Raw genomic sequence first — 12439 nt, 5'->3', positions numbered from 1 at the left:
AGGGCACATGCAGGCAAGCTTAGCCGATCTCGCTGCGTTGTCCATCAGACAACACTTAGTTGAACAACGCATGAACGTGCGCAACACCTTCTTTTGCCAACTGAAAAGCGATAAACCACATCACCAATCCTACCAGGGTATTGATGATCCGCTGTGCTTTAGCAGTGCGCAAACGCGGAGCGAGCCAGGCCGCCAGCAATGCCAGGCCGAAGAACCACAGGAACGAAGCACTGACGGTGCCCAGCGCAAACCAGCGCTTAGGCTCAACGTCCAGTTGGCCTCCCAGACTCCCCAGCACCACAAAGGTATCCAGGTAAACATGGGGGTTGAGCCATGTCACCGCCAGCATAGTAGCGATAATTTTCCAGCGGCCCTGCTTCATCACCTCGGCGCTGGCCAGTTCCAGGTTACTGCTCATCGCCGTTTTTAACGCCCCGAAACCGTACCAGAGTAAAAATGCCACCCCACCCCAGGTGACAAGCGCCATCAGCCATGGTGACTGCATCAGCAAGGCGCTACCGCCAAAGATCCCCGCGCAAATCAGCACTAAGTCGCTGATAGCGCAGAGTAAAGCAATCATGATGTGATACTGGCGACGGATCCCCTGGTTCATCACGAAGGCGTTTTGCGGACCGAGCGGAAGTATCATAGCCGCACCAAGTGCAAGCCCTTGAAAATAATACGATAACACGTTAATCATCCCGAACTGTTTCTCTTAGGAGCAGACTATAGCGCGGGGAAAACATTAGCGGAAATGGATAATTTTAATCAGGGATAAGAAGAATTAATACCAAGGGTGGGGAAATGCCGGATGACGGCTGACGCCTTATCCGGCCTACAAAACCTGTGGGCCCGGTAAGCGATAGCGCCACCGGGCACGCGATTACTCTGCCGCGCTCTCTTTCACACGCTTGAAGTTCACATCCATCTGCGGGTACGGGAAGCTGATACCGTTGGCGTCAAACTCGCGTTTAATACGCTCTAGTACGTCCCAGTAGACGCTTTGCAGATCGCTACTGTTGCTCCAGACGCGTACCACAAAATTAATCGAGGAAGCGCCCAGCTCATTCAGGCGCACCGTCATTTCACGATCTTTAAGGATACGCTCGTCAGACTGAATGATATCGGTGAGGATTTTTTTCACCTGATCGATATCGGAGTCGTAAGCCACGCCGATGATAAATTCGTTACGACGAACCGGCTCACGAGAGAAGTTAATGATGTTCCCGGCAATGATTTTACCGTTTGGGATCACAACAATCTTACCGTCTACGGTACGCATAGTCGTGGAGAAAATCTGCACGTTGAGTACGGTTCCCGCTACGCCGCCGAGGTCTACATACTCACCTGCGCGGAACGGACGGAACATCACCAGCAGCACGCCAGCGGCGAGGTTGGACAGCGAACCTTGCAGCGCCAGACCAACGGCTAAACCTGCGGCACCGAGAACGGCAATCACAGAAGCGGTTTGTACCCCAACGCGACCCAGAGCGGCAATCAGCGTGAACGCGATAATACCGTAGCGCACCAGTGCGGAGAGGAAGTCAGCAACGGTTGCATCAATTTTACGTGCCACCATCAGGCGGTTAACGGTGTTTGATACGATTCGCGCCACAATCATACCGATAATGACAATGGCGATGGCCGCAACGATGTTGACGGCATAGCTTAACAGCAGCTCCTGATTGCGGACCAGCCAGGTGCCCGCACCATTTATGCTGTCGACAACATTCAAATCTTCCATTCAATATTCCTTTTTTGCTTACCCAAATGGGAAAAATAAAGCCGTCCCAACGGGACTGGCAATCTGACAAGGGTAAACAATAAACCTGGATTTTGCCAAACAGATCACAGAATTCTCTGCCAGCAGCATATTGAAATGGCAATAAAAAAGGCCCGCATTTGCGGGCCTCATGCCACGTAGAACGGCGTAAATTACAGAACGTCAACCGCGTTCAGTTCTTTGAAAGCCTGTTCCAGACGGGTGATCATGGTTGCCTGACCAGCACGCAGCCATACGCGCGGATCGTAGTATTTCTTGTTCGGCTGATCTTCGCCTTTCGGGTTGCCCAGCTGGCCCTGCAGGTAAGCTTCGTTCGCTTTGTAGTAGTTCAGAACGCCTTCCCAGGTAGCCCATTGGGTATCGGTGTCGATGTTCATTTTCACTACGCCGTAGCTTACGGAGTCTTTGATTTCCTGAGCAGTAGAACCGGAACCGCCGTGGAAGACGAAGTTCAGGCTGTTGTGCGGCAGGTTATGTTTCTTAGAAACATAGTCCTGAGAGTCGCGCAGGATGGTCGGGGTCAGAACAACGTTACCCGGCTTGTAAACGCCGTGTACGTTACCGAAGGAAGCTGCGATGGTGAAACGCGGGCTGATTTTGCTCAGCTCGGTGTATGCGTAATCAACGTCTTCCGGCTGGGTGTACAGTGCAGAAGCGTCCATGTGGCTGTTGTCCACGCCGTCTTCTTCGCCACCGGTGCAACCCAGTTCGATTTCCAGGGTCATGCCCATTTTGGACATGCGCGCCAGGTATTTGGAGCAGATTTCGATGTTCTCTTCCAGAGACTCTTCAGACAGGTCGATCATGTGAGAAGAGAACAGCGGTTTGCCGGTTGCTGCGAAGTGTTTTTCACCCGCGTCCAGCAGACCGTCGATCCACGGCAGCAGTTTCTTCGCGCAGTGGTCAGTGTGCAGGATAACCGGAACACCGTAGTGTTCAGCCATCTGGTGAACGTGATGCGCGCCAGAGATAGCACCCAGGATTGCAGCGCCCTGAGGAACGTCAGACTTCACGCCTTTACCCGCGATGAAAGAAGCACCACCGTTGGAGAACTGTACGATTACCGGCGCTTTAACTTTTGCAGCGGTTTCCAGAACGGCGTTGATGGAGTCGGTACCAACGCAGTTAACAGCTGGCAGGGCAAAGTTGTTTTCTTTTGCTACCTGGAAAACTTTCTGTACGTCATCACCAGTGATTACGCCTGGTTTTACGAAATCAAAAATTTTAGACATATTACGAATCCTGTATCTTCGGCCTTGGAAAGGGCGCGCGCTCTAAAGCGCGCTAATAATTGGGCAGGTTTCCCTGCCCATTAAATGCTTACTTTTTAGCGCGCTCTTCGAGCATCGCTACTGCTGGCAATACTTTACCTTCCACGAATTCGAGGAAAGCGCCGCCGCCAGTGGAGATGTAGGAGATTTTGTCAGCAATGCCGAACAGGTCGATTGCTGCCAGGGTGTCACCGCCGCCTGCGATAGAGAACGCTTCGCTGTCTGCGATAGCGTTAGCAACGATTTCAGTACCTTTGCGGAAGTTCGGGAATTCGAACACGCCAACCGGGCCATTCCACAGAATGGTTTTCGCATTTTTCAGGATGTCAGCCAGCTGCTGTGCAGAAGCGTCGCCGATGTCCAGGATCTGCTCGTCTTCTTTCACATCGCTAACGGACTTCAGAGTAGCCGGTGCAGTTTCAGAGAATTCAGTCGCTACGCGAACGTCAGTCGGGACCGGGATGTCGCAAGTGGTCAGCAGACGCTTAGCTTCGTCAACCAGGTCAGCTTCGTACAGGGATTTACCCACGTTGTGGCCTTGAGCGGCAACGAAGGTGTTCGCGATACCACCGCCAACGATCAGCTGGTCAGCGATTTTTGACAGAGAATCCAGAACGGTCAGTTTGGTGGAAACTTTAGAACCGCCAACGATAGCAACCATCGGACGAGCAGGTTCTTTCAGTGCTTTACCCAGCGCATCCAGCTCAGCAGCCAGCAGCGGGCCTGCGCAAGCTACATCAGCGAATTTACCGATACCATGAGTAGAAGCCTGTGCACGGTGAGCTGTACCGAAAGCGTCCATTACGAATACGTCGCACAGCGCAGCATATTTTTTGGACAGTGCTTCGTCGTCTTTCTTCTCGCCTTTGTTGAAGCGAACGTTTTCCAGAACCACCAGTTCACCGGCAGCGACTTCAACGCCGTCCAGGTAATCTTTTACCAGGCGAACCGGAGCAGACAGTTTGTCTTTCAGGTAGTTAACAACCGGCAGCAGAGAGAATTCTTCGTTGTACTCGCCTTCGGTAGGACGACCCAGGTGGGAAGTTACCATCACTTTCGCACCCTGTTTCAGGGCCAGTTCGATGGTCGGCAGAGAAGCACGGATACGCGCATCGCTGGTTACTTTCCCTTCTTTAACTGGTACGTTCAGGTCCGCACGGATAAAAACGCGTTTACCAGCCAGATCCAGATCGGTCATCTTAATTACAGACATGGTGAATCCTCTCGTTGATTCATAAAGTTTTGTCGACGCTCAAGCGTCGAGCCTGAAACCAATAGCAGCCATCGCTAACGTAGTATCGAGCATACGGTTAGCAAAGCCCCATTCATTATCACACCAGACCAGCGTTTTGATCAGGTGAGCGCCACTCACACGCGTTTGCGTACCATCAACGATGGCGCTGTGCGGGTCGTGGTTAAAATCTACAGAGACCAACGGTAATTCCGTATAGTCAACTATACCATGAAATGCACCTTGTGCTGCTTTTTGCAGCAACTGGTTGACTTCAATGGCTTTTACTGGTTTTTTCACCGTCACGCTTAAGTCGATCGCCGTCACATTTATGGTCGGTACACGCACCGCTATCGCTTCAAAACGATCGTTAAACTGCGGGAAAATTCGCGTGATGCCCGCCGCCAGTTTGGTATCAACCGGAATAATCGACTGGCTGGCCGCTCGCGTGCGACGTAGGTCAGGATGATAAGCATCAATAACCTGCTGATCGTGCATCGCGGAGTGGATCGTGGTGACGGTACCAGACTCAATGCCGTAAGCATCATCCAGCAATTTAATGACGGGTATTATGCAATTCGTGGTGCAGGAAGCGTTGGAAACGATCCGGTGCTCAGCGCGCAGCTGATCCTGATTAACGCCATACACAACGGTTGCGTCGATGTCGTGACTACCAGGATGTGAAAAGAGCACTTTTTTTGCACCAGCGGCAATATGCGCCTCGCCGTGTTCGCGATTGCCGAAGACCCCCGTACAATCCAGCACGATGTCGACACCCAGTTCGCGCCATGGAAGTGCATCGAGGGTTCGCTCATGCAGAATGCGGATAGCGTCATCGCCAACGATGAGCTGGTCACGTTCCTGACGAACATCCCAGGCAAAACGTCCATGGCTGGTGTCATATTTCAACAAATGCGCCATGCCTGCAGCATCCGCAAGTTCGTTGATTGCCACCACGGTGATTTCCGCCCGACGCCCGGATTCATACAAAGCACGAACCACGTTGCGTCCGATGCGACCGAAACCATTAATCGCTACGCGTACGGTCATAGGTCTCCTGCAAGGATTTCTCAGAAACGATGTGGCAGACAGAGTAATGCAGCAAATCGCTCAGGGAAACCTTACCTGTCGCAAACTGCGACTAATTGGTTAATTGTCGAACATTTAATCGACTGAAACGCTTCAGCTAGAATAAGCGAAACGCGGAATAAAAGGAATGATTGTCCAGCAACAGAACACAGTTATCTGACTTGCGTCACATTTTAACGCCCTTCAACGCTAAATTTATTCCATATTCCAGAATGACGAATAACCGTAGCAAAATTATTTCATTGTCGTGTTACACACCCTGATTTAAATCAGAAAGCCCCCTAACCTGCATCTAATCACCAGCGCGAGGTCCGAGTCCCGGAGCCCTTCAATGATGCCGCAGACGGTCTGGATAGCAGACTGCGCCGTGCGATTGCGCAACGCGCGGCGCGTTGCGGAAAAGCAAAAAAAAACGGGCCGCCTGAGCGACCCGTTTTCACCTGTAATCGAAATTACAGCAGTTCTTTAGCTTTCGCGACAACGTTGTCTACGGTGAAGCCGAACTCTTCAAACAGCAGCTCTGCCGGAGCAGACTCACCAAAGGTGGTCATACCGACGATTGCGCCGTTCAGGCCTACGTATTTGAACCAGTAGTCAGCGATACCTGCTTCCACTGCAACGCGAGCGGAAACCGCTTTCGGCAGCACAGACTCACGGTAAGCGGCATCCTGTTTGTCGAACGCGTCGGTAGACGGCATGGAAACCACGCGAGCCTTCACGCCTTCGGCAGTCAGTTTGTCCCACGCAGCCACAGCCAGCTCAACTTCAGAACCGGTAGCGATGAAGATCAGTTCCGGCTGACCGTCGCAGTCTTTCAGCACGTAACCACCGCGAGCGATGTTTGCCAGCTGTTCTTCAGTACGCTCCTGCTGTGCCAGGTTCTGGCGGGAGAGGATCAGCGCGGTCGGGCCGTCCTGACGCTCAACACCGTATTTCCACGCAACGGCGGATTCAACCTGGTCACACGGACGCCATGTGCTCATGTTCGGGGTCACACGCAGAGAAGCAACCTGCTCTACCGGCTGGTGAGTCGGGCCGTCTTCGCCCAGACCGATGGAGTCGTGGGTGTAGACCATGACCTGACGCTGTTTCATCAGCGCAGCCATACGCACCGCGTTACGGGCATATTCCACAAACATCAGGAAGGTGGAGGTGTACGGCAGGAAACCACCGTGCAGGGAGATACCGTTCGCGATAGCGGTCATACCGAATTCACGCACACCGTAATGGATGTAGTTACCGGCAGTATCTTCGTTAATCGCTTTCGAACCAGACCACAGCGTCAGGTTAGACGGTGCCAGGTCAGCGGAGCCGCCGAGGAATTCAGGCAGCAGAGGACCGAAGGCTTCAATCGCGTTCTGAGAAGCTTTACGGCTGGCGATTTTCGCCGGATTAGCCTGCAGCTTAGCAATGAACTCGTTCGCTTTGGCGTCGAAGTCAGACGGCATTTCACCTTTCATACGACGGGTGAATTCAGCCGCTTCCTGCGGGAAGGCTTTCGCATAAGCAGCGAACTTCTCGTTCCATGCAGCTTCTTTTGCCTGACCGGCTTCTTTCGCATCCCACTGCGCGTAGATTTCAGACGGGATTTCGAACGGCGCGTATTTCCAGCCCAGCTGTTCACGGGTCAGTGCGATTTCTGCATCGCCCAGCGGTGCACCGTGAGAGTCGTGAGTACCCGCTTTGTTCGGAGAACCGAAACCGATGATGGTTTTGCACATCAGCAGGGACGGTTTGTCGGTTACTGCGCGTGCTTCTTCTACTGCGCGCTTAATCGCGTCAGCATCGTGGCCATCAACACCACGAACCACATGCCAGCCGTAAGCTTCAAAACGCTTCGCGGTGTCATCGGTGAACCAGCCTTCAACGTGGCCATCGATAGAGATGCCGTTGTCATCGTAGAACGCAACCAGTTTACCCAGCTTCAGCGTACCAGCCAGGGAACATACCTCGTGAGAGATACCTTCCATCATGCAGCCGTCACCCATGAAAGCATAGGTGAAGTGGTCAACGATGTCGTGACCTGGACGGTTAAACTGCGCCGCCAGCGTTTTTTCAGCGATAGCCATACCCACTGCATTCGCAATGCCCTGACCCAGAGGACCTGTAGTGGTTTCAACACCCGCGGTGTAACCCACTTCCGGGTGACCCGGAGTTTTGGAGTGCAGCTGACGGAAGTTCTGCAGCTCGGACATCGGCAGATCGTAGCCGGTGAGGTGCAGCAGGCTATAAATCAGCATGGAGCCGTGGCCGTTGGACAGCACGAAGCGGTCACGGTCAGCCCAGGACGGGTTAGTCGGGTTGTGGTTCAGGAAATCACGCCACAGGACTTCGGCAATGTCAGCCATACCCATCGGGGCACCCGGGTGACCGGATTTGGCTTTCTGTACTGCGTCCATGCTCAGCGCACGAATAGCATTGGCAAGCTCTTTACGTGAGGACATTTTGACTCCAGATCGGATAATGAAGGCTGAGCCCTTAACGACTTGACGACAGCGCGTTTTGGGCTACGCCGGAAAAAAGTGCCAACAATGTAACCCAAGCCGCGTGTCATGTACATGGAGCATCCTTTTGCCGCTTCAGAAATCTCTGGATCATGCGCGCAAGTTGCGCAATCTTCTCGCCCGCGTATTGTTCTTTTCTTTATACTTAGGCCGAGCGTCGGTTCACCTGCAAACGACGTAATTTTTAGAATAATCCTGACTTTGTGCGGAAGAGAAAAAATGAAAATTCGCGCTTTACTGCTTGCTACGAGCATGGCTGCGGCATTGACCGGCTGCCAGAACATGGACTCCAACGGACTGCTTTCTTCTGGCGCGGAGGCTTTTCAGGCCTACAGTCTGAGCGATGCTCAGGTAAAAGCGCTGAGCGATCAGGCCTGTAAAGATATGGACAGCAAGGCTACTATCGCCCCGGCCAGCAGCGAGTACGCAACGCGTCTTGGCAAAATATCCGCCGCGCTTGGCGATAACATTAACGGCCAGCCGGTGAACTACAAAGTCTATATGGCGAAAGATGTGAATGCCTTTGCCATGGCAAACGGCTGTATCCGCGTATACAGCGGCCTGATGGATATGATGACCGACAACGAAGTCGAAGCGGTGATCGGCCATGAAATGGGCCACGTCGCGCTGGGTCACGTGAAAAAAGGTATGCAGGTTGCGCTGGGTACCAACGCCGTACGTGCAGCGGCGGCATCCGCTGGCGGCATTGTCGGCAGCCTGTCGCAGTCGCAACTGGGCGATCTTGGCGAGAAACTGGTGAACTCGCAGTTCTCCCAGCGTCAGGAATCCGAGGCGGATGATTACTCGTATGATTTGTTGCGCAAACGCGGGATCAATCCGGCAGGTTTAGCCACCAGCTTTGAGAAACTGGCCAAACTGGAAGCTGGACGTCAAAGCTCAATGTTTGACGATCACCCGGCATCCGCAGAACGTGCGCAACATATTCGCGATCGCATGAGCGCAGACGGGATCAAATAACCGTTAATCGAGCCGGATGCGGCGTGAACGCCTTATCCGGCCTACAGATTTCATCCCATTATCGGACGTAATTGGCGAAGTCAGTTTGGGCCCGGCCAGCGCACAGCCACCGGAGCGTACACGTAGTACGTGAGGATGGCGAGCACTGCCCGGACCCAAAATGACGAGTAAAATAGTCCGACTATTATTCGCCTTTCTTCGCCGCCTGAATATACAGCATTTCCAGAGCCAACGTAGCTGCCGCCAGCGCGGTGATCTCTGACTGATCGTAGGCCGGAGCCACTTCAACAACATCCATCCCGACGATGTTCAGATCTTTCAGACCACGTACCAGCTTGATCGCGCGATCGGAAGTCAGACCGCCGATCACTGGCGTACCGGTACCCGGCGCAAATGCTGGATCCAGGCAGTCGATATCAAAGGTCAGATACACCGGCATATCACCGACAATCTGCTTAACCTGGGCGATGATGTCATCTACGCTGCGATCGTTCACCTGGCAGGCATCCAGCACGGTAAAGCCATTGTCTTTGTCGAATTCGGTACGAATACCAATCTGCACAGAGTGATTCGGATCGATCAGCCCTTCGTTTGGCGCAGTGTAGAACATGGTGCCGTGGTCGAATTCGCAGCCGTTCGCGTAGGTGTCGGTGTGGGCATCAAAGTGCACCAGCGCCATTTTACCAAAGTGTTTTGCGTGCGCGCGCAGCAGCGGCAACGTGACGAAGTGGTCGCCGCCGAAGGAGAGCATGCGCTTACCGGCAGAAAGCAGCTTCTCAGCATGAGCCTGCAGTTTTTCACTCATTTCACGCGCATCACCGAAGGCATAAACCAGATCGCCGCAGTCCACCACGTTCAGGCGCTCGCGCATATCGAAGTTCCACGGGAAGCGGTTATGCTCCCACGCCAGGTTAGTGGAAACCTGACGGATCGCCGCCGGACCATGACGCCCGCCCGCACGACCAGACGTTGCCATATCAAACGGTACGCCGGTGATCACCCAATCGGCGTCGCTGTCGTATGGCATGAAGTTCATCGGCAGACGTAAAAAACCAAAGGCGTTAGAAACCAGGGAGTTGTCGTATTGATGACCTAAGGTGCTCATGTACTGACCTCTTTAAAAATCGATGAAAAAAAATCCCCTCCGCGTCGTTAAGCCCGACGAGGAAGGGATTGATTTGGTAACTGCATATTTACGGCAAATTATCGCCGTTATTTTGTACGGATTCAAGTAAGTGCCACAAATGCGGCTTCGCTTTATCCGGCCTACTTCCGTAGGCCCGGTAAGCGTAGCGCCAGCAGGCATTTATCGTTACTCGTCTTCCAGATAAGTATAACCGTACAGACCGGCCTCAAACTCTTCGAGGAACTGTTGCTGCAGCTCGGTATCCAGATCGGTGTTTTTCACCTGGTCACGGAACTGCGTCAGCAAGGTGTTCGGATCCAACTGCACGTACTGCAACATATCCGCCACGGTATCCCCTTCGTCGGACAGCTCAACTTCTACGCTGCCGTCAGGGAAGACGAACACGTCAACCGCTTCGGTATCACCAAACAGGTTGTGCATGTTGCCGAGGATCTCCTGGTACGCACCCACCATAAAGAAGCCCAGCATCGGCGGGTTCTCCGGGTCATATTCCGGCATCGGCATGGTGGTCGCAATGCCATCACCGTCAACGTAGTGGTCGATAGCGCCATCAGAGTCACAGGTGATATCCAACAGCACCGCGCGGCGCTCAGGTACCTGATTCAGTCCTTCCAGCGGCATTACCGGGAACAGCTGATCGATCCCCCACGCATCTGGCATCGACTGGAACAGCGAGAAGTTGACGTAAATCTTATCCGCCATACGCTCCTGCAGCTCGTCGATAATCGGGCGATGCGCGCGGTTGCTCGGGTCGAGTTGTTTCTGCACTTCATGGCACATGTTCAGATAAAGCTGCTCAGCCCACGCGCGCTCTTGCAGACTAAAGGTACCTGAAGAGTAACCAACGTGAATATCGTGCAGATCCATCTGGCTGTCGTGCAGCCATTCACGCAGCGAACGGCGAGTTCCCGGTTCATGCATCTCTTGCCAGGTTTCCCACATGCTTTGCAGGGAGCGCGGCGCGTTGTCTGCCGGAGGCGTCGCTTCGGTAATTTCGCTACGCTCAACGCCGATAATGTTAGATACCAGCACGGTATGGTGCGCGGTAACGGCACGACCCGATTCAGTAATCACCGTTGGGTGCGGCAGACCGTGTTCTTCACAGGCGTCGCCAATCGCCCAGATAATGTTGTTGGCGTATTCGTTCAGGCCGTAGTTTACGGAACAGTCAGACTGCGAACGGGTACCTTCGTAATCCACGCCCAGACCACCGCCCACGTCGAAGCACTGGATATTGACGCCAAGCTTGTGCAGCTCAACGTAGAAACGCGCCGATTCACGTACGCCGGTGGCGATATCACGAATGTTCGCCATCTGCGAGCCAAGGTGGAAGTGCAGCAACTGAATGCTGTCCAGACGACCGCGCTCGCGCAGAATTTCGACCAGTTGCAGCACCTGGTTTGCCGCCAGGCCGAATTTCGATTTTTCCCCGCCTGAGGACTGCCACTTGCCGGAGCCCTGCGACGCCAGACGCGCACGCACGCCCAGACGCGGAACGACATTCAGGCGTTCAGCTTCATCCAGCACGATAGCGATTTCAGACATCTTCTCGATGACCAGATAGACCTTATGGCCCATCTTCTCGCCAATCAGCGCCAGACGGATATATTCGCGGTCTTTATAACCGTTACACACGATCACGCTACGGGTCATTCCGGCATGAGCCAGAACGGCCATCAGTTCAGCTTTGGAACCCGCTTCCAGTCCCAGCGGTTCGCCGGAGTGGATCAGCGATTCAATCACGCGGCGGTGCTGGTTGACCTTGATCGGGTAAACGAGGAAATAGTCACCGTTGTAACCGTAAGATTCACGGGCACGTTTAAACGCGGCGTTAATCGAACGCAGACGGTGTTGCAGGATCTGCGGGAAGCAGAACAATGCAGGCAAACGCTGGCCCTGCGCTTCACGGGCTTTCACCAACTCAGCAAGGTCAACGCGCGCTTCGGGTACGTCCGGATCCGGGCACACGCTGATGTGACCCAGTTCATTGACGTCGTAGTAGTTATTACCCCACCAGGCAATATTGTAAGTACGCAGCATCTTGCTGGCTTCCTGGGAACTCATTGCAACCTCCTGCATGGAGCGTAGTACACCGTGTTCGCCTGCTGACGAAGGCGAACCCAAAGAAATGTCGTCAGACATAGCGAACCTCAATTTTATTAACAAGTGTAAAACAGTTGACTACTATCGCAATCCGAAGACGCGATAACAACCCAAATACAGGCAGAATTTGCAGCAGATAGTGCTGACGCTCCGACTGTGCGACCGGTTTCTTTTTCATATCAATGTAAACACGTAACCGAACTTAATGCTGACGGTTCGGCGAAACCACGAGAAAACTCTTGTTTACCAAGAGCGCCCTTGTTCAGTTCTTAGTGACCGTTACCGGCTCTTGAGTCCTGAGATACGCCGAGATGGGTATACACTTCATCCTTC

Annotated in this window: 10 protein-coding genes; 1 reads left to right on the top strand and 9 read right to left on the bottom strand. The window is 53.5% G+C overall.

The genetic code is table 11. From position 1 onward, the window contains the following. Positions 1-55 precede the first annotated feature (55 nt). The 6 genes from argO to tkt all read right to left on the bottom strand — a co-directional run bounded on the left by argO (position 56) and on the right by tkt (position 7818). Complete coding sequence (argO, locus tag C2U43_RS04450; RefSeq protein ID WP_003027005.1) at positions 56-691, bottom strand: arginine exporter ArgO; 636 nt, start codon at positions 689-691, stop codon at positions 56-58. A 192-nt stretch (positions 692-883) separates the two neighbouring features. Next, the gene (locus tag C2U43_RS04445; protein WP_003825461.1) at positions 884-1744 is read right to left on the bottom strand and encodes a small-conductance mechanosensitive channel MscS; all 861 of its coding nucleotides are present in this window, start codon (positions 1742-1744) and stop codon (positions 884-886) included. Between the two features lie 191 nt (positions 1745-1935). Further along, positions 1936-3015, bottom strand: a complete 1080-nt coding sequence (gene fbaA / locus C2U43_RS04440; RefSeq protein ID WP_003027029.1) for a class II fructose-bisphosphate aldolase — start codon at positions 3013-3015, stop codon at positions 1936-1938. Between the two features lie 88 nt (positions 3016-3103). After that, positions 3104-4267, bottom strand: coding sequence for a phosphoglycerate kinase (gene pgk / locus C2U43_RS04435; protein ID WP_003027032.1), 1164 nt, complete (start codon positions 4265-4267; stop codon positions 3104-3106). 39 nt (positions 4268-4306) lie between these two features. After that, entirely contained in the window at positions 4307-5335 is a 1029-nt protein-coding gene (epd, locus tag C2U43_RS04430; protein ID WP_103284736.1) for an erythrose-4-phosphate dehydrogenase, read from the bottom strand. A 491-nt stretch (positions 5336-5826) separates the two neighbouring features. Further along, a complete protein-coding gene (gene tkt / locus C2U43_RS04420; protein WP_048215577.1) occupies positions 5827-7818 on the bottom strand; it encodes a transketolase in 1992 nt (663 codons plus the stop codon). A gap of 279 nt (positions 7819-8097) precedes the next feature. Between tkt and C2U43_RS04415 the strand changes: the two genes are divergently transcribed. Continuing rightward, positions 8098-8856 (top strand): M48 family metallopeptidase, encoded by a 759-nt coding sequence (locus C2U43_RS04415; protein ID WP_032944921.1) that lies wholly within the window; start codon positions 8098-8100, stop codon positions 8854-8856. Between the two features lie 184 nt (positions 8857-9040). On the opposite strand, the gene speB is transcribed toward C2U43_RS04415, so the two are convergent. The 3 genes from speB to yqgB form a co-directional block, all read right to left on the bottom strand. Next, positions 9041-9961 carry an agmatinase gene (gene speB, locus C2U43_RS04410; protein ID WP_003027056.1) on the bottom strand — a complete coding sequence of 307 codons (921 nt, stop codon included), beginning with the start codon at positions 9959-9961 and terminating at the stop codon, positions 9041-9043. A 207-nt stretch (positions 9962-10168) separates the two neighbouring features. Next, positions 10169-12145 carry a biosynthetic arginine decarboxylase gene (gene speA, locus C2U43_RS04400; RefSeq protein WP_020996310.1) on the bottom strand — a complete coding sequence of 659 codons (1977 nt, stop codon included), beginning with the start codon at positions 12143-12145 and terminating at the stop codon, positions 10169-10171. Then, positions 12138-12284, bottom strand: a complete 147-nt coding sequence (gene yqgB, locus C2U43_RS04395) for an acid stress response protein YqgB (RefSeq protein WP_071692618.1) — start codon at positions 12282-12284, stop codon at positions 12138-12140. The genes speA and yqgB overlap by 8 nt, the downstream gene beginning before the upstream one ends. Between the last annotated feature and the right edge of the window lie 155 nt (positions 12285-12439).

The organism is Citrobacter freundii complex sp. CFNIH9, assembly GCF_002903305.1.
In the GTDB taxonomy this organism is placed as follows: domain Bacteria; phylum Pseudomonadota; class Gammaproteobacteria; order Enterobacterales; family Enterobacteriaceae; genus Citrobacter; species Citrobacter portucalensis.
This window is presented reverse-complemented; position numbering and strand designations above follow the sequence as displayed.

Coding starts and splice junctions, on each gene's coding strand:
- C2U43_RS04445 (WP_003825461.1), bottom strand. CDS start 1,744: ATGGAAGATTTGAATGTTGTCGACAGCATAAATGGTGCGGGCACCTGG.
- fbaA (WP_003027029.1), bottom strand. CDS start 3,015: ATGTCTAAAATTTTTGATTTCGTAAAACCAGGCGTAATCACTGGTGAT.
- pgk (WP_003027032.1), bottom strand. CDS start 4,267: ATGTCTGTAATTAAGATGACCGATCTGGATCTGGCTGGTAAACGCGTT.
- epd (WP_103284736.1), bottom strand. CDS start 5,335: ATGACCGTACGCGTAGCGATTAATGGTTTCGGTCGCATCGGACGCAAC.
- tkt (WP_048215577.1), bottom strand. CDS start 7,818: ATGTCCTCACGTAAAGAGCTTGCCAATGCTATTCGTGCGCTGAGCATG.
- C2U43_RS04415 (WP_032944921.1), top strand. CDS start 8,098: ATGAAAATTCGCGCTTTACTGCTTGCTACGAGCATGGCTGCGGCATTG.
- speB (WP_003027056.1), bottom strand. CDS start 9,961: ATGAGCACCTTAGGTCATCAATACGACAACTCCCTGGTTTCTAACGCC.
- speA (WP_020996310.1), bottom strand. CDS start 12,145: ATGTCTGACGACATTTCTTTGGGTTCGCCTTCGTCAGCAGGCGAACAC.
- yqgB (WP_071692618.1), bottom strand. CDS start 12,284: ATGAAAAAGAAACCGGTCGCACAGTCGGAGCGTCAGCACTATCTGCTG.